The sequence below is a fragment of the Cohnella abietis genome (assembly GCF_004295585.1).
Taxonomy (GTDB): Bacteria; Bacillota; Bacilli; order Paenibacillales; family Paenibacillaceae; genus Cohnella; species Cohnella abietis.
In genome coordinates this window covers 5,203,878-5,225,325 of record NZ_AP019400.1, presented here as the reverse complement: position 1 = coordinate 5,225,325, position 21,448 = coordinate 5,203,878, and the positions used below count along the sequence as shown (strand labels likewise).

The 21,448-nt window shown below is 45.6% G+C and carries 21 protein-coding genes and 1 riboswitch; of the genes, 17 read left to right on the top strand and 4 right to left on the bottom strand.

What is annotated here, in order from left to right:
• Positions 1–71: 71 nt before the first annotated feature.
• Positions 72–935 carry an AraC family transcriptional regulator gene (locus tag KCTCHS21_RS23200; protein ID WP_130613824.1) on the bottom strand — a complete coding sequence of 288 codons (864 nt, stop codon included), beginning with the start codon at positions 933–935 and terminating at the stop codon, positions 72–74.
• A 178-nt stretch (positions 936–1,113) separates the two neighbouring features.
• Here KCTCHS21_RS23200 and KCTCHS21_RS23195 point away from each other — a divergent pair, with 178 nt between their 5' ends.
• From KCTCHS21_RS23195 to KCTCHS21_RS23180, 4 genes are all read left to right on the top strand, one after another.
• Positions 1,114–2,295 (top strand): galactokinase, encoded by a 1,182-nt coding sequence (locus KCTCHS21_RS23195; RefSeq protein ID WP_130613822.1) that lies wholly within the window; start codon positions 1,114–1,116, stop codon positions 2,293–2,295.
• Positions 2,296–2,298: 3 nt separating this feature from the next.
• Positions 2,299–3,285 carry a UDP-glucose 4-epimerase GalE gene (galE, locus tag KCTCHS21_RS23190; protein ID WP_130613820.1) on the top strand — a complete coding sequence of 329 codons (987 nt, stop codon included), beginning with the start codon at positions 2,299–2,301 and terminating at the stop codon, positions 3,283–3,285.
• Positions 3,286–3,300: 15 nt separating this feature from the next.
• Positions 3,301–4,896: a UDP-glucose--hexose-1-phosphate uridylyltransferase gene (locus tag KCTCHS21_RS23185; RefSeq protein WP_130613818.1), complete on the top strand. Its 1,596-nt coding sequence runs from the start codon at positions 3,301–3,303 to the stop codon at positions 4,894–4,896.
• Positions 4,897–5,086: 190 nt separating this feature from the next.
• The gene (locus KCTCHS21_RS23180) at positions 5,087–5,557 is read left to right on the top strand and encodes a DUF4362 domain-containing protein (RefSeq protein WP_130613816.1); all 471 of its coding nucleotides are present in this window, start codon (positions 5,087–5,089) and stop codon (positions 5,555–5,557) included.
• An 88-nt stretch (positions 5,558–5,645) separates the two neighbouring features.
• Here the strand turns inward: KCTCHS21_RS23180 and KCTCHS21_RS23175 are convergent, their stop codons facing one another.
• A complete protein-coding gene (locus KCTCHS21_RS23175) occupies positions 5,646–5,867 on the bottom strand; it encodes a DUF1128 domain-containing protein (protein ID WP_130613813.1) in 222 nt (73 codons plus the stop codon).
• A 203-nt stretch (positions 5,868–6,070) separates the two neighbouring features.
• Here KCTCHS21_RS23175 and yyaC point away from each other — a divergent pair, with 203 nt between their 5' ends.
• The 9 genes from yyaC (at position 6,071) to KCTCHS21_RS23130 (ending at position 17,586) form a co-directional block, all read left to right on the top strand.
• The gene (yyaC, locus tag KCTCHS21_RS23170) at positions 6,071–6,589 is read left to right on the top strand and encodes a spore protease YyaC (protein WP_130613811.1); all 519 of its coding nucleotides are present in this window, start codon (positions 6,071–6,073) and stop codon (positions 6,587–6,589) included.
• 22 nt (positions 6,590–6,611) lie between these two features.
• Positions 6,612–7,409, top strand: coding sequence for an alpha/beta fold hydrolase (locus KCTCHS21_RS23165; RefSeq protein ID WP_130613809.1), 798 nt, complete (start codon positions 6,612–6,614; stop codon positions 7,407–7,409).
• A 1-nt stretch (position 7,410) separates the two neighbouring features.
• Complete coding sequence (locus KCTCHS21_RS23160; RefSeq protein WP_130613807.1) at positions 7,411–8,070, top strand: DUF6483 family protein; 660 nt, start codon at positions 7,411–7,413, stop codon at positions 8,068–8,070.
• Complete coding sequence (locus KCTCHS21_RS23155; RefSeq protein ID WP_130613805.1) at positions 8,070–9,233, top strand: class I SAM-dependent methyltransferase; 1,164 nt, start codon at positions 8,070–8,072, stop codon at positions 9,231–9,233. Before KCTCHS21_RS23160 ends, KCTCHS21_RS23155 begins: the two co-directional genes overlap by 1 nt.
• 175 nt (positions 9,234–9,408) lie before the next feature.
• Positions 9,409–11,067 carry a histidine kinase N-terminal 7TM domain-containing diguanylate cyclase gene (locus KCTCHS21_RS23150; RefSeq protein WP_130613803.1) on the top strand — a complete coding sequence of 553 codons (1,659 nt, stop codon included), beginning with the start codon at positions 9,409–9,411 and terminating at the stop codon, positions 11,065–11,067.
• Between the two features lie 83 nt (positions 11,068–11,150).
• Positions 11,151–11,238, top strand: a riboswitch (cyclic di-GMP riboswitch).
• 266 nt (positions 11,239–11,504) lie between these two features.
• Entirely contained in the window at positions 11,505–12,212 is a 708-nt protein-coding gene (locus tag KCTCHS21_RS23145) for a PilZ domain-containing protein (protein ID WP_130613801.1), read from the top strand.
• A gap of 833 nt (positions 12,213–13,045) precedes the next feature.
• On the top strand, positions 13,046–14,290 hold the full coding sequence (locus tag KCTCHS21_RS23140) for an IS4 family transposase (protein WP_130613799.1): 1,245 nt from the start codon (positions 13,046–13,048) through the stop codon (positions 14,288–14,290).
• A 587-nt stretch (positions 14,291–14,877) separates the two neighbouring features.
• Positions 14,878–17,106: an O-antigen ligase family protein gene (locus KCTCHS21_RS23135; protein ID WP_145988974.1), complete on the top strand. Its 2,229-nt coding sequence runs from the start codon at positions 14,878–14,880 to the stop codon at positions 17,104–17,106.
• Between the two features lie 123 nt (positions 17,107–17,229).
• Positions 17,230–17,586, top strand: coding sequence for a hypothetical protein (locus KCTCHS21_RS23130; RefSeq protein WP_130613794.1), 357 nt, complete (start codon positions 17,230–17,232; stop codon positions 17,584–17,586).
• A gap of 98 nt (positions 17,587–17,684) precedes the next feature.
• On the opposite strand, the gene KCTCHS21_RS23125 is transcribed toward KCTCHS21_RS23130, so the two are convergent.
• Positions 17,685–17,996, bottom strand: coding sequence for a dehydrogenase (locus KCTCHS21_RS23125; RefSeq protein ID WP_130613792.1), 312 nt, complete (start codon positions 17,994–17,996; stop codon positions 17,685–17,687).
• 53 nt (positions 17,997–18,049) lie between these two features.
• On the bottom strand, positions 18,050–18,511 hold the full coding sequence (locus KCTCHS21_RS23120; RefSeq protein ID WP_130613790.1) for a cupredoxin domain-containing protein: 462 nt from the start codon (positions 18,509–18,511) through the stop codon (positions 18,050–18,052).
• Between the two features lie 209 nt (positions 18,512–18,720).
• Between KCTCHS21_RS23120 and KCTCHS21_RS23115 the strand changes: the two genes are divergently transcribed.
• The 4 genes from KCTCHS21_RS23115 (at position 18,721) to KCTCHS21_RS23100 (ending at position 21,448) form a co-directional block, all read left to right on the top strand.
• A complete protein-coding gene (locus KCTCHS21_RS23115) occupies positions 18,721–19,329 on the top strand; it encodes an undecaprenyl phosphate transporter UptA (RefSeq protein ID WP_170211463.1) in 609 nt (202 codons plus the stop codon).
• A gap of 36 nt (positions 19,330–19,365) precedes the next feature.
• Entirely contained in the window at positions 19,366–19,932 is a 567-nt protein-coding gene (locus tag KCTCHS21_RS23110; protein ID WP_130613786.1) for a thioredoxin family protein, read from the top strand.
• A 13-nt stretch (positions 19,933–19,945) separates the two neighbouring features.
• On the top strand, positions 19,946–20,572 hold the full coding sequence (locus KCTCHS21_RS23105; protein ID WP_130613784.1) for an MBL fold metallo-hydrolase: 627 nt from the start codon (positions 19,946–19,948) through the stop codon (positions 20,570–20,572).
• A gap of 171 nt (positions 20,573–20,743) precedes the next feature.
• A complete protein-coding gene (locus KCTCHS21_RS23100; RefSeq protein ID WP_130613782.1) occupies positions 20,744–21,448 on the top strand; it encodes an SAF domain-containing protein in 705 nt (234 codons plus the stop codon).

Sequence of the window (21,448 nt, the reverse complement as noted above, 5' to 3'; positions counted from 1 at the left end):
AGAGTTTCCCGTATAACCGTCAAATTACACATATAGTCGTTTGGATAGTCTGAATTCAGCTATATGTGTAATTATTTCGACGCTCGTTCAACCGTTACTCGATAATCTGTAGGTGATTGATTGTACCAACGACGGAATTGCTTAGAGAAATAAAGCGCGTCTTGGAAACCAACGGAAGAAGCTATTTGTTCGATTGTTAGCTCTGGTCGTTCCCGAAGCAATCGTCTACCGTGATCAATTCTTAGCTTTGTAAGAAAGGTAATCGGAGAGAGGCTCGTATTTTGCTTGAAAAGTCGAGATAGATAAGCGCGGTTGTAGCCGAGAGTTTCAGCCATTCCTTCGATGGTAACGGGCTCAGCGTATTGGGTCGACAAGTAGCCAACCACCTGCCTCACTAGCTCTTGGCTGTGTGAATCTGGGCGTAGCGGTGAAGTCGTTTCCTCTACGGTCGCCTCATGAAGATTCGCGAACAATAAGTGCAAATGACCGGTGGCAGCAAGTGAGGCCGAGCTTCTACGCTCACGAAAAGCCTCATATATAGCCTGACAGTAATTTCCAGGACTTTCGTTGGTTCCAGAGTGGACTACCGGGTGTGCAGGACCGAGCCCAGCTTCAGTTATAAGAGACTCCGAATGCGAACCAGCAAATGCTACCCAATGATAATGCCAGGGATCCTCCTCGTCCGACACATAATGAAATAGCTGACCGGGATGGATCATAAAGCTGTCCCCTGCAGTAAGCTCACCTTCGAAATCTCCTGTCCGGAATATTCCCTTTCCTGAAGTCACATGATGCAACAAATAATAATCAACGACCTTAGGCCCAATGTGATGAAGGGGTCCTGTTTGGCTTTCTCCAGCAAAAAGAACGGTTAGCTGCTGAGCGCTAAAGCTTACAGGGTTGGAAACAACGCGATAGGTGGCAGGTTTGTTCATAGGAGATCTCCTTTCCCAGTTTCATTCAATCATTTAATTGTATCATGCTCACTCGATAGATTGTTGTACATAAGTCACATTTCTCCATATGGAAGGCATTTCCCGCCATTTCGTTAATGTGCTATTTTTCGCTATACTAGAGTCATACAAGAGCATTCCAAGGAGAGATGAACCCAATATGGCACAGCTAACAGAGTTGAAACAGAAGTTTGTTCAGCAATTCGGCGGCAACGAGAGCAGCATATCGGTATTCCAAGCACCGGGACGGGTCAATCTGATCGGAGAGCACACGGATTATAACGGTGGTTCCGTATTTCCAGCGGCACTTACATTTGGTACCACACTGCTTATCGCTCCAAGGGAGGATCGCAATCTTGGATTTGCCTCGACGAATTTCCCGCTTACGAAGGAAGTTTCATTAGATAATCTCACATTTATTGAAGAAGACGATTGGGCGAATTATCCTAAAGGTGTTGTATGGGAGCTTACCCAAAGAGACATTTATCTCAGCCATGGTTACAACCTACTCTTTCACGGTGAAATTCCAAATGGAGCGGGACTTTCCTCATCGGCTTCTATTGAAGTTGTGACTGCTTATGCGCTTCTTTCTCTCGAGGGAAAGCCAACAGACACCGTGCAAATTGCACTTTGGTCCCAGCATGCGGAAAATGAATTTATCGGCGTCAAATGTGGAATTATGGATCAATTCGCAGTAGCTAATGGCCGTAAGGATCATGCTATTCTGCTGGATTGCGATACTTTGAAGTATGAGCTTGTCCCTTTTCAATCCGGAGATTATAAGCTTGTAATTGGAAATACGAACAAGCGCCGCGGATTGGTGGATTCCAAATATAACGAACGTCGTGGACAGTGCGAGCAAGCGGTTCAAGATCTCCGCCAAGCCTTTCCAGAGATCACATTGCTAGGCCAACTTTCATTAGCTAAGTATGAAGCGAATGAGCATCTAATTAAAGATGAAACCGTTCGTCGCCGTGCGCGCCACGTCATCGAAGAAATCAATCGTGTTGAACGTTCAATGGAAGTACTCAACAATAATGATTTGGCAGCCTTCGGCCAGCTTATGAATGCTTCTCACGATTCATTGCGGGATTTATACGAGGTGACAGGTGTTGAATTGGATACGATGGTGGACGCAGCTCGTTTAGTTCCTGGAGTTCTTGGTTCACGTATGACGGGAGCAGGGTTCGGTGGCTGCACAGTGAGCTTAGTTCATCAAGATTCCGTAGATCAGTTTCTTGCAGATGTCGGCAGTAGCTATGAAGCGGCAACTGGGCTGAAGCCAGATTTCTATGTTTGTAATATCGGCGACGGAGTTCGTGAGATTAAAGGAGGAGAATAAGCGATGGCAGTACTTGTTACTGGAGGCGCGGGGTACATCGGTTCTCATGCGGTTGCAGCTTTGCTGGAAAAGGGAGAACAGGTTGTCATCGTTGACAACCTATATCAAGGTCATCGCGATGCGGTGCTGGGCGGAAAGCTGTATGAGGGCGACCTGCGCGATGCCGAATTTCTAGCTAAAGTTTTTCAAGAAAATGAAATAGATGGCGTTATCCATTTTGCGGCGAACTCTTTGGTTGGCGAAAGCATGAAGGATCCGGGCAAATATTATCACAACAATGTTTACGGCACATTGTGCCTCTTAGAGCAAATGCAGAAGGCAGGCGTAGCTCGCATTGTATTTTCCTCTACCGCAGCTACTTATGGAGAGCCAGAACGTGTGCCGATTGATGAGTATGACCGTACTGTGCCTACTAATGCTTATGGCGAAACAAAGCTTGCTATGGAGAAAATGATTCGTTGGTTTGATGTCGCACACGGGATTAAGTTCGTATCGTTGCGTTATTTTAACGCAGCAGGTGCTCATGAATCCGGTAAAATTGGCGAAGATCATAATCCCGAAAGCCACTTGGTTCCTTTAGTACTTCAAGTTGCTCTTGGCCAGCGCGAGCATATTTCAGTGTTCGGAGAAGATTACCCAACAGAGGACGGAACCTGTATCCGAGATTACATTCACGTAAGCGATCTTGCCGATGCTCACATTCTTGCGCTTGAACGGCTTCGTCAGGGCGAGGAAAGCGCCATTTATAATCTAGGTAGTGGTAATGGATACTCCGTTAAACAAGTGATTGACGTTTCCAGACAAGTAACAGGCCATCCGATACCTGCTAAAATAGAGCCCCGCAGAGCAGGAGATCCCGCTGTTCTGATTGCTTCCTCCGAGCGTGCTCGTACCGAGCTCGGATGGGCACCAAGGCGCGAGAAGCTGGAAGATATCGTGACCAGCTCGTGGAATTGGCATCGTACTCATCCGAATGGCTATGAGAAGTAATAGGGAGGTCTAGGCATGAAGACAGCAGCAACAATCCCGTCAGCATCCTCCGAGGACATGTTAGGCTTAGCTATTGAGAGGCTAGTGGCATTCGCGTTTCATAATGGACTTATAGAATCGATAGATATAGATGCTTCACGAAATTCTTTACTTGATCTATTTCAACTGAAAGAACCGGCTGAAGGCTTTGGAATAATCGATGAGAGCTATTTACCGACAAGTCCCGTGCCACTTCTGGAGCCCTTACTTGCCTCAGCTGCTGCTTTGGGTTTAATGGCTGACGATACACTGACTTTCAGAGATTTGTTTGATGCACGTATTATGGGGCTGCTTATTCCTAGAGCATCGGAGGTCGTGCGACAATTCCAGCAGCTGTCAAAGCAATCCGGAATTGTTAAAGCGACAGATTGGTTCTATAAGCTGAACATCGATGCTAACTATATTCGGATGGATCGTATTCAGAAGAATGGGTATTGGAAGCATCGTACGGTAGATGGCGATTTGGAGATCACGATAAATCTGTCTAAGCCAGAGAAGGATCCACGGGAAATCGCTCTGCTTAAAACATTGCCACAGTCCAATTATCCGAAATGTCTGCTATGTAAGGAAAATGTCGGTTATGCCGGTCGTCCCGACCACCCGGCAAGACAGAACTTGCGGATATTGCCGCTGACGCTACAGAACGAATCGTGGTTTTTTCAATACTCTCCTTACGTGTATTACAACGAGCATAGCATCGTCTTCTGTGGCGAGCATATCCCGATGGTCATTTCACCGGTAACATTCTCGCGTTTGCTCGATTTCGTTGAACAATTTCCACACTATTTTATCGGCTCAAATGCGGATTTACCTATTGTGGGCGGATCGATATTGAATCACGACCATTTTCAAGCAGGACGTCATGTGTTTCCGATGGAGTCAGCAGGAGTAATCGGATGGACAAATAGCTCTCAAGAGCCTGAGGTTACGATAGGAATTGTGCAATGGCCGATGTCCGTTCTGAGATTACGGTCAAGCAATCGCCAAGCCCTTCTGAATGTAGCTTCGGATATTCTAGCGAAGTGGCGCCAATACAGTGATTCTTCGGTAGACATTATCGCGTTTAGCGAGAATGAGGGCGGTCGTGTAGAGCATAACACGATAACTCCAATCGCAAGGTTAAAGGATAATGGCGTTTATGAGCTTGATCTTGTTTTGCGTAACAATCGAACGAGCGAAGAGCATCCGGACGGAATTTTTCACCCTCATCAAGAACTGCATCATATTAAAAAAGAAAATATCGGCTTAATTGAGGTTATGGGATTAGCGGTTCTACCGGGGCGGCTACAGGCAGAGCTCGGTTTGATTGCGGATATCCTTACAGGTCGTACACCATATGATGAGGCAGCCATAGCTGCTCCAGATCATCCCCTAAGCAAGCACGCGGATTGGGTTTGGACACTTGTTGATCGCTATGGTACAGATGGATCCGATGCTGCTGTTCAATTGCTGCTTCAGGCAGATGTCGGCGATAAGTTTCATGCTGTGCTGCAGCATGCTGGAGTATACAAGGGTGACGAAAGCGGGCGTAAAGCTTTTGAGCACTTCCTTACATCCTCGGATATTGTATAGATACTTACACGGGAAGTGAAAAATATATTTCGAGCAGAGAACCTTAAATTATATAGGGTTTTCTGCTTTTTTTATTGAATTTGCTATCTTTCATTTGTTTCTGAATTGAAAAGGAAGTCCATCATTGAAACTTTTTTGATTTAATTACGTCATGAATGAGTCAGGATAAAATTGGTAAAAAGGAGGGGCAATGAAAAAATTAATATTTATTATAGTTTCAATATCATTGTTCGGAAGTGTATTGGGTTGCTCCAATAATAATGGCAAATCAATAGTAACAAGCAAACCTTATTCGTCCAACGAGGCAATTAGTAAAGGTGATGTTGTATATCTACACCAGAGTTATGCCAATATCGATAAATTTGATCGTTTTATAACTAATCTCGAAAATAAGAAGGCAGACAGTATTCGAATCACAGGCTACACTGATGAAGGTGATCCGATATACAAAGATTTGAATTTTGACGGTAAAGAAATAAGCTACACTTACGATAATTCAAATGATAAATTTGGTGGAAGCAACAAAGGTATACAAACAGATACATGCTCCAAAGTATCAAGTGAGGAAAACGAACAAGGTGAAATTGACTATACAATTAGTGAGTGTACAAAAAATGCTTCAGAAGTGAGTTACTTTCTTTTACGTATGAAAAAAGAATGAACACAAACGAGAAATGACCATCCAATTTTTTGTTCAAATGGATGGTCATTTCTATTGGCTTTAGAGCTGAATCTCTGCGCTATTTAACTTAAGAACGTAGCTTACCCAATTCGGATACTAGCGCTTCAACCTCACTAATACTGAACCTGTCTTTAGAGGAGACCATGTCATAGATATCTTTAAGATCCTCGTATTTCTCGCTTGTAAAGCTGGAGGCTTGCATTGCAGCTCCGGTTGCCATGCGAAGCTTTGTTTTAATAGCCTCGATCATATATTCAACGTTTTCTTGTGTCGGTTGACTTAAATCCATGAATAAAACTTCCTCTCTTGCGGGATTAGGGATGACGCTATTGTACCACAGTGGGAAGGAGCACAGCCAAAAAACAATCATACACCTCATAATTGGCATTCTTATTAAGGGAATGGTAACCTGAAAGAAACAAACAGGATTACATATAGAGTATTATGCGAAAATGTCGGAAAAATGAAAGTGGCATTTTGGGGGAGAACGATATGATTGACCACAAGTCGCAAGACGTGGAGCGGGCAGACGCTGAGGGCTTGCGCAAATTTATGAGTCAAATTGGCGTTGTGCACAGCAAGGAGGAGCTGACGTTCGTATGTATTGGAACAGATCGCTCAACGGGGGACAGTCTTGGACCATGGGTAGGAACAATGTTAATGGAGCAGGGCTTTACTAAAGTCATTGGCACGCTTCAGCACCCTTGTGATGCAGATAAATTACGACAGCTTATTCCTAGTTTAACGGAGATGGGAACAATTGTAGCCATAGATGCATGTCTAGGACGATCCGATAACGTAGGTGCCTATTTGGTGTCAAATGGCCCTTTGGTTCCAGCTCAATCTGTTAACAAGAGATTCCCGGCAATTGGCTCCTATAGCATAGCAGGAGTAGTTAACGCCGTAAGCTTAAAGCCTTATTGGACCTTGCAGTCAACGTCGCTATATCAGGTAATGGGGATGGCTCGACAGATAGCCGATGCGATAACTCTTCAATGGGGTAATAAATAATAATAGAAAGGTGATGTTAGGGATGAAAAAAGTTACTCTATCCTCAGGAACGACGATTGCATATGAAGAAGCAGGAAACGGGCAGCCGATTGTGCTGCTGCATGGTTTTTGCGGAAGCCATCAATACTGGGATGAGGTGCTTCCATTATTATCAAGTCATGGTCATATTATAGCTCCTGACTTACGGGGACACGGAGCTTCCTCAGCTACCGAGGGCGTATATTCAATGGAGCTGTTGGCTGATGAACTAGTTGATTTGTTGGATGAGCTGGACCTGCCAATGGTAAATTTATTTGGTCACTCCTTGGGAGGATACGTTGCACTAGCTTTTGCAGAGAAGTATCCAGAGCGGTTACTTACGCTTGGCCTAGTGCACTCCACCTCCTTTCCAGACAGTGAGGCTGCGCAAGCTAATCGCTTAAAAGCAGTGGAAGCCATTAAGCAGGATGGAATCAACACATTTGTTGAGGGATTAATTCCTAAGCTATTTGTGCCTAACTCCAGCGAAAGCAGGCAGGAGCTATTAAGGAAAGCGATTGAGATTGGCTACAGCACGTCGCCACTTGGAGCAATAGGCTGTTCGCTTGGCATGAGGGAGAGACCTGATCGTGGAGCTGTTCTTGAACAACTTCAAGCTCCTATTCTGCTTCTAGCGGGTGAACGAGACGAAGTTATTCCACCGGAGAAGAGATTCCCGGTAGCGAAGATCAACGTAACAGCGGTCACTATTGAAGGTGTCGCTCATATGGGGATGCTGGAAAACCCACAGGAATTCGCAGCAGCTGTCGGTACATTTCTAGAACGGAATCGAGGGGAATAAAATGTTTGAACGTGATTATTTGGTCAGATTACTTACGCAAGCAGGACTTGTGATTGCCAAAGCAATCGGATTAAGAGAACAGAAAAAGCAAAAGGAAGCCCTCGATATTATTGATGAATTTCTCGGGAAGGAGCTGCGCCTCCGATCGCGGCTTGCAATGGGCTTATCAGATGAGGACTTATTATCGATGCTTACGGTTACCGGTGCCCCCAATGCGGAATCCGTTGCTGTAGTCGCCGCTCTTCTACAGCAAGAAGCTGATCTGCTGGCAGACTTAGGACAAGAGGACCAAAGCGTGCCAAGATATGCCAAGGCGTTGCGGCTAAACATCTACTTGATCCGTAATAACATGGAGGTAGAGGACTGGAAGGTTCGCGAGCGCATAGTAGAATTAATTGAGGCGCTATCTTCTTATGAGATAGACTCGGATACGAAGCTTGCTTTATGGCAATGGTATGAAACGAATGGAGAGCTCGCTCAAGCGGAGGATCTGCTTTACGAGCTTCAGGACCAAGGTGACGTTACTGCTGAGACAGGTGATGCATTTTACGAGAGATTATCCGCATATGACGACTCCGAGCTGGAAGCTGGAGGTCTGTCTCGCAACGAAATGGTAGAAGGGCGCAGACAATGGAGTGCCTTAATGAAGGAGAATGCGTAATGAACGGTAAGGTACAACCAGAGGAATGGGTTCACTTTATAGAGAGAATCGTAGCCGAGGAGCAGCTTATCCAGGCTTCTTTTAGCGCACCAAGACGTAAGGAAGAGGATACGCCAGTCAAGCTGACGGTACGTCCGATTAAATTAAAGAACGGTCTCTTTTATCAATTCGAGCGTCATCAGAGCAACAAGGTGTTTCATGAGAACATCACCCCCGAGCAGGTCGGTGAGCAGCTCCAATCGGTTATGGAACAGTATAAGCAGGCTTTGTTCAAAATCACGGATGCGGATGTTCAGGTATTGGCAAACAAGAAGGGGAAGCTGTCTTTAATTACCCATTCGAAGGTGAGTAAGAGGGAAAACATTCCACAAGAGCATAATCGGAATAAAACATATGTACTTCCAGAAGGCGAGCCTGTGCCTTTCTTATTTGCACTTGGTGTCATGAACGCAGAGGGACGGGTTATTAAAGCCAAATATGATAAGTTCCGTCAAATCAACCGTTTCCTTGAGATGGTCTCAGATGTGATTCCTGACCTGCCTCGTGATAAGCCGTTAACTATTGTTGATTTCGGATGCGGCAAATCTTATTTAACCTTCGCGTTGTATCATTTGCTTGCCATTAAAGAGAAGCTTCCCGTTCGCATTATCGGCTTGGATTTAAAGCAGGACGTAATTGAAACGTGCTCAAAGCTCGCACGCGAGTTAGAATGGGACAATCTAACTTTCTCCGTTGGCGATATTTCAAATTTTGAAGGGTATACCTCTGTAGACATGGTAGTTACTCTCCATGCGTGCGATACGGCAACAGATGCTGCGTTACTAAAGGCGATTGGTTGGGAAGCGAGTGTTATTCTATCTGTGCCGTGCTGTCAGCATGAGCTGTTTCGTCAAATCTCTCAGCCGATTTTAAAGCCGTTACTTAAGCATGGCATTCTTAAGGAGCGCTTTTCCGCATTGGTTACAGATGCTATTCGCGCTAATCTTCTCGAATTGGCTGGTTACCGAACGCAATTGCTGGAGTTTATCGATATGGAGCACACGCCCAAAAATATTCTTATACGCGCTGTAAAAGCTAGGAAGACGGATCTAGAAGAGGTAAAACAGGAATACGTAAAATTCAGGGACTTTTTGGGTGTTTCCCCTTTTATGGAAAAACAATGAGATAAATATGCCTAAAGTCACGAGTTGCAGGTTAAATAGTCCTTGAATTGATTTAAAAATTGCATAAAACCGATTCTTTTGACGGATAACCTGTTGTAGATAAAAGCAGCACTATGGTAAAATCAAGCAGAGCCTGTCCTAGTTTTTACTATAGCCCTTTTGTGAAAAGGTGAATATGTTGGGATTTCAATGGACGGATTTTACCCTATTTGTATTGCTTTTCATGTTATTCGTAAGCGTAATCGCTTTTAATAGAATCACTCAAACTCATAAGGTATATTTAGCCTTTCATTTTGTGATGATGCTTTGGCCTTTGGGCCAGTTTGCTGTGAAGATGACCGACTATACGCAGTTCCAGCTTTTCTTCATTAATACTTCATTTGTAGCGATGGGGCTGCTGGGGCCAGGCTGGCTTATTTTCGTTTTTTTCCTCACCGGGAGGGCAGCTCAGCTAAAAGCCAGTCGTACTTTATTGTATCTTCTTCCAGCAGCGCTATGTATAATCGGAGCTTTGTGGAATCCGAATGGATTGTTTATGTCCCCTGTAGCCGGCAATTACTTAGAACGTGTTTATGGGCCGTTATTCTGGTTGCTTGTTCTCGTTCAGTTCGCCTATTTCTTTACCGCTTTAATGAGTATGTTCCATGCTCTCAAAACAGTCAGCTCCGTTAATCAACGTAAGCAGCTTGGAACCGCTCTTATCGGTATGTTCGTTTTAACCGGGTTTGGGCTTCTCGATGTGCTTATTAACGTACTCTTGTCGCAATGGCTTCCAATTGTTCCTGGACTGCTGGCGTCGGGCATTTTATTGTCTGATTTATGCTTTGTTATTGCTATCTATCGATTTGGAATGTTTGATATTCTAAGTATGGCACAGCGTGATATATTCGAGCATATGACTACCGGTATTATCGTTGTAGATGAGAATGACAAGGTACTTGAGGTTAATCGCGGAGCTTCTCCTTTCGTGCAATCAGCTAAAGGGGAAATTTTCGAGATGGACAGATTTCTTGCTCCGTTACAGGCTCAAGGAGAGGTCTATGAGTTTCTGTACCGCTACTTGCATCATCCCTATGAGAAGATGCAAATGGAATTTTCTCTACCGGAAAATGGTGGCCGGCATGTATCTATTCAGATTTCGCCAGTGGTGGACGACCGCAAGACGTTGCTGGGACGTATTATTACGTTTCATGACGTTACAGAGCTTCGCAAGCTTGTCGTGGAGATGAATCGCAAAAATGAAGCACTGCACGAACGTAATTTGGAATTGATCACGATACAAGAGGAGCTATTCCGAGTCAATCAGAAGCTGGAGCAGATGGCTGTAACTGATGGGCTAACAGGCTGCTTTAATCGTAGGTATTTGATGCAGCAGTTGGAGCATGAGGTACTGCTCAATATGAGATATCAAATCCCATTTGCTATTGTTCTTTTTGATATTGATCATTTCAAACAGATTAACGATAAATACGGTCATCTTGTAGGTGATGAGGTTCTACGAAGCACTGCAGATATCGTACGTACAAAGCTAAGGAGAACAGATATTCTAGCAAGATACGGTGGAGAAGAGTTTACGATCTATTTGCCTCATACGAATCGTGAGCAGGCGGAGCTATTGGCGGAAAGAATTATGATTGCTGTCGGTGATAATTGGGTGGACGCAGGAACGGAAAAGGTTCATGTTACGATTAGCATGGGGGTTCTATCCGAAACTAGTGAAGATTTATCCTTTGATGATCCGAAGGAATATATGCGTGAGGTATTTTCCAGTGCAGATTCAGCATTGTACAAGGCAAAGAATGAGGGACGAAACCGTGTTGTTATGGCACTATAGGGAACGATCGTTCCTATGGTTTACTAGAAATAAATGTTACTAACTTTCTTACATTATGATACAATCATGATAATAGATTATCGGATTATTAAGGGCAAACTTGCTGAAAAGCAAGGACGCAAAGCCACAGGGTCTAATGTTCGCAAGAACGATGACAGCCTGGCTGCCGAAGGTCCCTAGGGACACATAAGGCGAAACAGGCTGCTTCCATCTGGAGGTCGCCTTTTTTTGTGCGATTAGAAAGCTTGGTAGCTCGATACAAACGTATACTACCGTCCCAAGGACGGTGAAGCCGTTTTACTTGAACAATTAGAAAGTATAAGTTTTGAATTCCTTATACTCATCTAATCGCTCGATACAAACGTATACTACCGTCCCAAGGACGGTGAAGCCGTTTTACTTGCATTAAACAATGTTTGAGAGGTGGTTTGGCGGGAATGACATATGACGATGACAACAATGCAGCTGGATCCGAGCTGGATAAGGATTTACTCCCGTTAAATATACTACTTCACTGTAGAACCGTGGTAGAAGGCAAGAGCTTCCTGACTACTGGAGTAATGACACATGTAGAAGGTGAGCTTTTCGAGGTTGAGGTTCATGAGTATGAGCAGTTTGAGCTTGGCGAAACAGTTAAACTGACGATTTACTCGCCAGCAGGGATACAGTCTATGTCTTCTGTTGTATTCGCTAAATATGAAGGTGCAATTGCACTGCTTCAGCCGCCGGATTTAAGCAAACGTTTCAAGGAGAGACGAGAGCATCCAAGAGTAGAAATTGCCGGTAATGCTCATATTGTGCAAGTACTTAAAGATTCCGGAGAAGTGCTTCCGTTAAACCAAACTGCTGAGCTTATCATTCAAGATATTAGCATTTCGGGTATTAGCTTTTCAGGAAAGTATGAGCCACATTTTGCTGCTAAATCAAAGCTGAGGGCAAATGTGCACATTGGGATTGGGTTTAGCTGTGAGCTTGAAATCATTCGTAGCGATCGACAAGAGGATGGCGTTCTCTGTGGTGCCAAAATGCATGTTCTGGAGCCGGAAATGCTTCGTCCATTACGGGCACTCATTTTAAGACAACAGGTTGAGAAGCATGCTAAGACTCGCCGGGACTTAGGAAAGAAACGGATTTTTAACGGTTGAGTTAAGTGGAAATCGATAAATAACAGTAGAGAAGATCGGATGATTGACAGGCCTGCGCAGAGGCCTGTTTTTTAGTTTTGAGAGATTGAGAAGCTCGGCATCCATTCCTGCAACCTACGTATTTGGTGTGACGTTATACTAAGTAGAGAAGAGCGGAGGTACCGACTAAATCTTGGGATTGGCGTCGTATGCTGAAGAGTTAGGCGGAGGTACCGACTAAATCATGGAACTGGAGTCGGTATGCTGAAGAGTTAGGCGGAGGTGCCGACTAAATCATGGAACTGGAGTCGGTATGCTGAAGAGTTAGGCGGAGATGCCGACTAAATCTTGGAATTAACGTTGTATGCTGAAGAGTTAGGCGGAGATGCCGACTAAATCTTGGAAATAGCGTCGTATGCTGAAGAGTTAGGCGGAGATGCCGACTAAATCTTGGAATTAGCGTCGTAGGGTGGAGAGATAGGCGAAGGTACCGACTAATTCTTGAGATTGGCGTCGTATGCTGAAGAGATAGGCGGAGGTACCGACTAATTCTTGAGATTGGCGTCGTATGCTGAAGAGATAGGCGGAGATGCCGACTAAATCTTGGGATTGGCGTCGTAGGGTGGAGAGATAAGCGCAGGTACCGACTAAATCTTGGAATTAGCGTCGTATGCTGAAGAGTTAGGCGGAGATGCCCAGTAGCATTGCATTAAATTTTCAGCAGGTTGTCAAGGTTACTCCAGCTAAGTAAAATGTGCTAAATTTGTATGATTTTATTTAATCAGACAATAAAAAAGCTCCTATAATTAGGGGAGAGGGTGTCCTGTCCAAATCCTAATTAAAGGAACTTCCGCATGGACAAGAATACTACAAAATCGGTCATAACGGAATACCTTTCCCCGTTAAACCACAATTTTTTATTGGCTTCCATTCAGAGTCGCGGGTTAGATCGTTACGTCAAAAAGCTTCATACGTTTGTTGCCTTACAATTGTTCGTGTTTGCCCAATTGATGCAAACCCCATCTTACGCCAGTCTTAGCTTGCTTTTGAATACAAACAGGAAGCTTCAAAAGACAGTTGGTCTCTCCTCCATTAGTACGGCGCAGCTCTCTCGTAAATGGCGCGACTTAGATCACTCTTTTCTCGCTTATGTGTTTAGCAACATCGCAGGGCAAGCGACCAAAAAATTCGGTTCTGCGAAAACGACCCAGAAGCTCCGTGCGCTTAATCTCGTAGACGCATCTACCATTACGATGTGCTTGTCGAAGTATCGATGGGCGACGTACTCGAAGAAAAAAGCTGGGGTCAGACTGCACCTTAGATTCATTCATTCGGACGCCGCTTCCTTTCCTGAAAAGGTCGTTTTAACCAGTGGAAACGTGCATGAGCGAAAATACATGGGTGAGCTAGTCTCTGCGGATAAAGAGGTACTGAACATCTTCGATCGCGGTTACGTCGACTATAAGAAGTTTGATACCTACTGCAACAACGGCGTTCGGTTCGTCACCCGACTGAGACAAAGCGCATGCATGAAAGTGTTGGAAGAACGCGCTGTGGCATCTGACGCCAATGTAGGTGATGCAACGGTTCTGCTAGGTAGCGACGTTTCGGCATACAAAATGAAAAATCCGCTCAGATTGATCACATGCTTCGACGAAAAGGGCGAACAAGTGCTCATTTGCACCAATGATTTTGAACTGAGTGTGGAAGAGATCGCCGATATTTATCGTAATCGGTGGCAGATCGAGATCTTTTTCAAGTGGATTAAGCAACACTTGCATGTGAAGCACTTCTACGGAACGAGCAGAAATGCGGTGTACAATCAGATCTATGCAGCATTAATCGCTTATTGCTTGGTCCTGCTTACACGAGATGAGCTTCACTACAGAGGTACGCTTTGGGAATTAACGAAAAGCATTAGAATGTGTTGGCACGAAAACCTCGTACACTTCGTAAAGTTGCTGTTTCGACCACCAAAGCAAAAGTCTGGGGGCAGGCAAAAGTCAAAAGCAGAACGACTGTTTAAAGAAACTCAATTACAATACGAAAGTGGCGAATGCGACCACCTGGACGACTTGACGTACGACCCAATCTCCTGAAAAGTACAATAGTGTAAAATTGTGGACATCACTCGCTTCTGTTAGAGTCCCTGCCGTTTTTTCGTTTTTGAGCGACAAATTAAATTTCAGAAAATTCAGTACATTTTTACTGGCCGTTTGCGAGGATTGACAAGTGGTTTTTCATTTCATGCAATGCTAATGGGAGATGCCGACTAAATCATGGAATTAGCGTCGGTATGCTGAAGAGTTAGGCGGAGATGCCGACTAAATTATGGAATTGGCGTCGTGTGGCGAAGAGTTAAGCGGAGGTGCCGACTAATTCTTGGAATTGGTGTCGAATGGCGAAGAGTTAAGCGGAGGTACCGACTAAATCTTGGAATTGGCGACGTATGCTGAAGAGATAGGCGGAGATGCCGACTAAATCTTGGAAATAGCGTCGGTATGCTGAAGAGATAGGCGGAGTTGCCGACTAAATCATGGAATTAGTGTCGTATGCTGAAGAGATAGGCGGAGTTGCCGACTAAATCATGGAACTGGCGTCGTAGGGAGGAAAGATAAGCGCAGGTACCAACTAAATTAGATTAATAAATAGAGATAGATTGTGGGTAGTGGTGGAGGGATTAATTGTGTTTAAGGCTCAGATGTATAGGAAAGCTATGATTATCCTATTTACGTTGGGAGTGGCTGCGGCGCTTGAGTGGTCGGGTTATCGGTATGGGATGTTTTTTAATGAGGATTTTTACTGGATGGAAGCCATTATATATATGGGATTGATAGGCTGGGTTGTGCTACTAGCTGCGACTAAGAGAATTGATAGTATCCCTTTAGCGGCACTGCTGCCATTAGGGATGTCTGTTTTGTATATGTTGGAATTATGGTTGGGACCTGCTTCAACTAAGGGAACTATAGACTCCATGCTACGTTGGCTGACCTATGGTTCCTGGTCCATACTGCTGTGGGGGTTATGGAGAAGTGACTTGGGCCGGGCTTGGGGCAGATGGGCTATTCAGTCAACGGGGGTTTTGCTGCTGGCGGGGGGCTGGGCAGGCTGGTATGGCTGGACTACTTTTCCTCAGATCGTATTGAGATTTAACGATGCAGAGTTGTCTGCGACTGGTGCTCGCTTAGCTGGCTTTATGCAGTACCCTAATGCTTATGGTGCTGTACTGGCAGCTTTCCTGCTGATGCAGCTTCAGTCATGGACGGACAACTCGAAGCCTCGGGCTTATTCATGGCTTGCTAGCATAACGGTTATTCCTTATGGGGCTGCCTTGTTTCTAACCGAGTCACGTGGCGCAATTGTTGCTTTGTTGTTCGGTATATTGTTAGCTTACTTTTTGCATAAACCATATGAGCGTAGAAGGTTTAGAAATATTTTTGGGATTACTGCGGTAGGCTCTGCTATTATGGCGAAGTTTTCATGGAATTGGATGCAGGGAATGGACGGTTCTTTAGACGGAGTAGGGCGCGGCGTGGTGGGTAGTGTTCATTTCTGGATAGCATTATTCAGTGCTATTGTTGGAGCCATTATTCTTATCCGGTTAAGAAAAGATAGATTGAGTCGGAAGAGTGGTATAAACGAGGAAATTGGTGAATTTAGAAAGGTTGTTGAGGTAAGAACGGTAATGGATAGTCCAATTGGTGCAAAGCTATCTTGGCTATCTGCGGGGGTTGGAGTAGCAGCTATTAGCTGGCTTGCCTTCGGAAGCGCGGGATCACGGATCGCCGAGCATTATGGAACAGTGACATCCCGAAGGCTGTTCTACGAGGATGCGTGGAGGATGTTCAAGGATAGCCCTATTTTCGGGTATGGCGGGGAAAGCTGGAGGATGCTGTTCGGTTTATACCAAAGTCAGCCTTACGTAGGAAATGAGGTACATAGCGGCTATTTTGAAATGATGCTGGATCTTGGAATTGTGGGAGTGGGAATGCTTCTGCTCCTTCTTGGTGTGTATGTTATCAAAATGTGGAAGCAGGAGAAGAATGCAATTGCTCCAGCTGCGGTATTGGTTGTGCATGCGGCAGTTGATTTTGATTGGTCTTATTCGTTTGTTTGGCTGCTATTGATTGCTTGGTTCACGATTCATAGCGTTCCAAGGGCAGGAGAGGGCTCATCTAAGGCAAGCCCTGCTTCAGGTGGCGGCTGGCGGCCGATCGGCCGCATAGCCCTAGCCCTGCTGCTTCTATGCAGCGCAGGGGCAGGGCTGTGGACGGCGTCGCGCCTCGATGCCGCCGTCAGTGCCCGCGCCGCCGCCGTATCGGCGGCGGCGCCAGCCGCGCGCGAAGCGAAGCTGCGCGCGGCGCTTGACGCGAATCCGGCGTGGACGCGGATTCGCATGGAGCTCGCCATGCTCCTGCCATTGCAGGAGCGAGCGAGCCTGCTTGAAGCGGGGCTGCGGTATGAACCGCAGGCCCCGCCGCTATTCTTGCAGCTCGGCATTACTTATGCCGAGCTCGGCCATGTTGCGCAAGCGCGTGATCGCTTGCGCGAGGCGTTGCGGCTCGAGCGCTTCAGCCGCGATGGGCAAACTACCGCCATCGTGAGCATGGCGAATCTGGCGAAGTCTCTCCATGATGACGGCGATGAAGTGCAAGCTGGAGAGGCTGCAGAAGCAACGGTATCTATGTTTGAGCGGTATAGAGCACTTGACCGCGAAGTAACTGAAATGAAAAATGTCGCCAATGACAAAAAATTCGGCATGACTATGGCAGCTAAGCTACGCACTGCTGAGTGCTTGCTGCTGTTATCACGAGACGAGGACGCTGGAGTCCTGCTACTAGAGATCATGACAGAGGGTGACGAGGATTGGCAGGAGCAGGCGTACAAGCTGCTTCAGGACAATAAGCTTCTTTAATTCATTCCCAATAGCAAGACATTCGTGGAAATATCGCAAAATGGACAGAGAGATGGGGGAATATCCTTGCTGACAAGCTATGAGATTTCATACATTGAAGCAAAAGCGACAAGGAGTGATCTCATGGCAGTTCAACGTCCCAGACCAAAGCAAGGGGATTCTAAAGGCTCTCGTATCATCCGTAGGAAGATAGCCGGTACTCGTAACATTAACAACAATCCAACCTTTAATCGCCTGACGGTAGTTTGGGTACAAAGAAACGGAGTACCCTTCGATACAACAGGGTTCTTCGCTCGTTTATCCAGAGGTAATACCCTCGTTTCAACGGCTAGCTTCGACCGTTTCGGCGTCGTAGTTTTTAATAACATCCGTACATTGACGAATGTATCCTACACACTCAGAGTGTTTAGCAACAATGGAGTCTTGTTCCGGACGCGCACTATTCCAGCAGGTGTGGAAACCTTCGCTATTATTGGCTAATTACACAAGCAGATTATCTATTCTCATTTAATGTTCCCTTCCAAAGACAAGGGACTATCCCGCGGTCTAAAATGACCCAATGGGATAGTCCCTTGTCTTTAGCCGCCGAAAGCATCGCGGAAGGCTTGCATAAGCTTAGTCCGATCCACATTCCACAGCAGTGCGATTTCCTCGCTTATTTCCTCGTCCCACCAATCCGCCAGCACCTTGCGATTGCTCCGGTTTTCCGTAATCCAGATGAGATTTCCGAATACCCGTTTTACGTACAATTGCTCGGCCTGTTCAACCAAGGCAGCTGGGATATGCTGCTTTAATCTTTTTACAGTGCGATATAGCTCCTTACCGCAAGCTCTGCGAATGCTTCGCGGGTTGGGGAGCTGGGAAGAGTGCTTTTCCTGAAACATTTTCATCAGGCTTCACCAAACCTCTCTTCCCATACCCTATGCATGGGAGAGAGAGGAGGTCACTGCACGACGATATAACCAACCATAGGTCCACCGGATTTCGAATCACCATGGGTTTGGCAGACGATAGAATATACTCCCGCTTCCTTCGGAGTGAACCGGATAATCGTTGTTTTACCTTTGTGAACCTCGCCAGAAATATTAAGGCCTTCGATCTCGAAACGATGAGACTGTCCGTTAATTCCGGTAATGCGAAGCTCAACCGGCTGGCCTTTATTAGCGACGACTGTGCCAGGGTAAAAGAGGTAAGCCTCTAGATTTTTCCCATTATCAGCAACAGCCGTAAATTTTCCTGTGACAAGCTGAAGAACCTGCGTGCCTTCTCCTGATACGTTTTTAACGGGAGTTCCTGCTGGTTTAGACTGCTGCCAGCCGATGTAGGCACCTGCTAGAATGACGACGGCTGCGATGATCGAGTAAAATTGAATCTTTTTCCGGCTAAGAATAACGATTTTGCTCATTCCGCTCTCTCCTCCTTAAATAATATCCTTTTCCCAAGAACAGCAAAGCCGTTCCGTGTTTGTCCATCTATCGGAGTGTATGCGCGGGCTCGTCTAGTCATGACAAGCTATCTCTATTTTAAAAGAGCCTACTGAACTGGAAGGTAGCTGCCTCCTTATGCTAGAATAGAGACGGTTATTAAGGATGAGAAAGCAGGTATATGCCCATGATGGACACTTTGCACGACTGGTTGGCTCAAATCCTTGTATGGATCGAGAGTTTAGGTTACTGGGGAATCATTATCGGACTTGGTATTGAAGTCATTCCAAGTGAGATTGTGCTAGGCTATGCCGGGTATCTTGTTTCCAAGGGGGATATTTCATTCCTAGTGGCCGTTATTTGCGGTGTTATTGGAGCTATTCTGCAGCAGTGGATACTCTATGCCATCGGTCGTTATGGGGGCAGACCCTTTCTGGACAAGTTCGGTAAGTACTTACACCTGAAGTCTAAACATATCGATCTTGCGGAAAAATGGTTTGATAAGTACGGCACTATTATTGTATTTACGGGGCGATTCGTGCCTGTCATGCGTCAGGTCGTTTCTATTCCTGCGGGAATGGCGCGTATGAATTTGTGGAGGTTCACATGGCTTACGGTGGTCGCTTCCATACCATGGTCGATTTTATTTGTTTGGTTAGGCAGATCGCTTGGAGACAAGTGGGAGACGATTAATGAAAAGGCAGCACCGTATGTTCAACCCATTATTTTAGTAGCTATTGCGCTGTTAGTTGCCTTCTTTCTTATTCAGTATTTGCGTAAAAGAGGAAAAAGCATTTAATATGAATGACATAACCGGAAAAGGAAGGCGATTAATATGAGTCAGAACCTAGCTAGTAAGTTAAATCAAGGCTTATCACCTCGTCAGTTCGTAGAAAGCATGACCAAAAACGAGGATACTTTCACTTCTTGGTACGAGAAATTTGAATGGAATGATTCGGAGCTCGAGGAGTTTTACGAATCCTTAAATAATCGCGACGATTTACGTTGCTTGATTTTGGCTGCGGACTGGTGTGGTGATGTTGTTCGTAACGTGCCCGTTGTGTTCCAAGCGATGGACAAAGCAGGAATTCCAACAGAAGTATTAATTATGGAGCAACATCTGGATCTTATGGATCAGCATCTGACAATGGGTGGACGTGCCATCCCTGTCGTTCTTTTTACAGATACAGGCGGACATTTACTTGGCAAATGGGGAGCTCGCCCGAAGCACGTTCAAGAGGTTATGACTGCGTTCAAGCTAGCTAATCCAGACCGTGAAGCAGCGGATTACCAGGATAATATTACAGTAGCAAGGCAGGAAATGGGACGTCGCTACGGTGAGGATACCGGGTACCAAACGATTATTTTACAAGAAATCCGCGACATTCTGTCCGGCGTTTGAGGTTAACTAACCGATGCTAACCTTTCAACGTTTCTCTTTAGGAGCCCTTCAGACGAATGCATATGTGGTCGTTAACTCGGAGCGCACGAATGCCATTGTTATTGACCCAGGAACGGCAGATAGCGGATTAATGCGCAAGTTAGATGGGTTGAAGGTCGAAGCCATCTTGCTGACGCATGCTCATTTTGATCATATTGGTGGGGTAGATGCTGTACGTAAGCGTTACGGCTGCCCTGTCTATATTCATTCAGCTGAGCAATCTTGGTTAACCGATGCTGGGAAAAATGGCTCTAATCGCTGGGCCGATGTCACTCCGCCGATTACTACGGATTTGCCTGAGCATCTTTTGACTGATGGACAAACACTTGAACTGATAGGTGAAACCTTCCACGTTAAGCATACTCCGGGACATTCTCCGGGTAGTGTTAGCTTCTTGGTGGGGGATCTACTATTTGCGGGAGATGCACTGTTTCATCGTTCAATCGGAAGAACGGATTTGCCTGGAGGCAATCAGGACCAGCTTAGTCGTTCCATTCGCGAGAAGCTTTATGTACTACCGGAGGACGTGCTTGTGTTACCCGGACATGGACAGGAAACGACCATCGGGGAAGAAAAACGCGAGAACCCTTATGTGAGATAAAAATCAATTTTTGCTGTAAAATGTAAAAAAATGCTTTACACTCGCTCATTCATTTGATATAGTGAGCCTTGCCAAGCCATTATAGGCTTATGTACACTGCGAAGCACGCAGGCGATAGGGGGAAACCTCTGACGCTTGCGTTTTTTTATTTCCCAAAAAAGAGGTGAAGAGATGAACAGACGTAGACAAGCGGCGATTAGTTTGTCGGCTGCGGTCATATCCGGAATGCTAGTGTACGGGGTTTATTTGCTTCAATTAAGGCAAATTCAGCTTCAAGAGACAGTTGAGATCGTAGTTCCTAAGCAGTTCATTCCGATTGGCACCAAGCTTAGCGCAGAGCATTTGAGAATTATTACCCTACCTCTGACAGCCTTGTCACCAGAGATGATAACAGATATGAAGGATGCCATTGGAATGGAAACCTCTGTACCGCTTGGGGGCAACGAGCCCTTACTTCGTTGGAAGGTGGATAAGTATCCCCTATTACCGCGCAATGGACAATCAACCTTTCAGATTCCAAGGGAATACGTGAAATCCGTTTCTAATGGGATTAGGGCAGGGGATGAGGTAAGTCTGTATTTATCCAATGAAGCAGAACCCTCTCGTAAGCTATATCCTGAATCGATCAGGGTGGCAGGAGTCAAAACTGCGGCGAATCTTGAAATCGATAATCCCAAAAATCCTAATCTTATGTCGATGGCGAATGATGATAAGGAAGGGATGTACGCTTCAAGACGCGATGCCAATGGGACGATAGATTCCATTAACTTGAATTTGACGGAGGACCAGTGGCTAGCTTTGGACTCCGCTTGTAAGGGAGGAACCACAAAGCTGATTATCGCTTTCCAGGCTTCGTCCATTAAGGGGAGTGAGTAG

Bases quoted from the DNA above. Each gene is read 5' to 3' on its own strand.
- KCTCHS21_RS23200 (WP_130613824.1), bottom strand. From the start codon at position 935: ATGAACAAACCTGCCACCTATCGCGTTGTTTCCAACCCTGTAAGCTTT.
- KCTCHS21_RS23195 (WP_130613822.1), top strand. From the start codon at position 1,114: ATGGCACAGCTAACAGAGTTGAAACAGAAGTTTGTTCAGCAATTCGGC.
- galE (WP_130613820.1), top strand. From the start codon at position 2,299: ATGGCAGTACTTGTTACTGGAGGCGCGGGGTACATCGGTTCTCATGCG.
- KCTCHS21_RS23185 (WP_130613818.1), top strand. From the start codon at position 3,301: ATGAAGACAGCAGCAACAATCCCGTCAGCATCCTCCGAGGACATGTTA.
- KCTCHS21_RS23180 (WP_130613816.1), top strand. From the start codon at position 5,087: ATGAAAAAATTAATATTTATTATAGTTTCAATATCATTGTTCGGAAGT.
- KCTCHS21_RS23175 (WP_130613813.1), bottom strand. From the start codon at position 5,867: ATGGATTTAAGTCAACCGACACAAGAAAACGTTGAATATATGATCGAG.
- yyaC (WP_130613811.1), top strand. From the start codon at position 6,071: ATGATTGACCACAAGTCGCAAGACGTGGAGCGGGCAGACGCTGAGGGC.
- KCTCHS21_RS23165 (WP_130613809.1), top strand. From the start codon at position 6,612: ATGAAAAAAGTTACTCTATCCTCAGGAACGACGATTGCATATGAAGAA.
- KCTCHS21_RS23160 (WP_130613807.1), top strand. From the start codon at position 7,411: ATGTTTGAACGTGATTATTTGGTCAGATTACTTACGCAAGCAGGACTT.
- KCTCHS21_RS23155 (WP_130613805.1), top strand. From the start codon at position 8,070: ATGAACGGTAAGGTACAACCAGAGGAATGGGTTCACTTTATAGAGAGA.
- KCTCHS21_RS23150 (WP_130613803.1), top strand. From the start codon at position 9,409: ATGTTGGGATTTCAATGGACGGATTTTACCCTATTTGTATTGCTTTTC.
- KCTCHS21_RS23145 (WP_130613801.1), top strand. From the start codon at position 11,505: ATGACATATGACGATGACAACAATGCAGCTGGATCCGAGCTGGATAAG.
- KCTCHS21_RS23140 (WP_130613799.1), top strand. From the start codon at position 13,046: ATGGACAAGAATACTACAAAATCGGTCATAACGGAATACCTTTCCCCG.
- KCTCHS21_RS23130 (WP_130613794.1), top strand. From the start codon at position 17,230: ATGGCAGTTCAACGTCCCAGACCAAAGCAAGGGGATTCTAAAGGCTCT.
- KCTCHS21_RS23125 (WP_130613792.1), bottom strand. From the start codon at position 17,996: ATGAAAATGTTTCAGGAAAAGCACTCTTCCCAGCTCCCCAACCCGCGA.
- KCTCHS21_RS23120 (WP_130613790.1), bottom strand. From the start codon at position 18,511: ATGAGCAAAATCGTTATTCTTAGCCGGAAAAAGATTCAATTTTACTCG.
- KCTCHS21_RS23115 (WP_170211463.1), top strand. From the start codon at position 18,721: ATGGACACTTTGCACGACTGGTTGGCTCAAATCCTTGTATGGATCGAG.
- KCTCHS21_RS23110 (WP_130613786.1), top strand. From the start codon at position 19,366: ATGAGTCAGAACCTAGCTAGTAAGTTAAATCAAGGCTTATCACCTCGT.
- KCTCHS21_RS23105 (WP_130613784.1), top strand. From the start codon at position 19,946: ATGCTAACCTTTCAACGTTTCTCTTTAGGAGCCCTTCAGACGAATGCA.
- KCTCHS21_RS23100 (WP_130613782.1), top strand. From the start codon at position 20,744: ATGAACAGACGTAGACAAGCGGCGATTAGTTTGTCGGCTGCGGTCATA.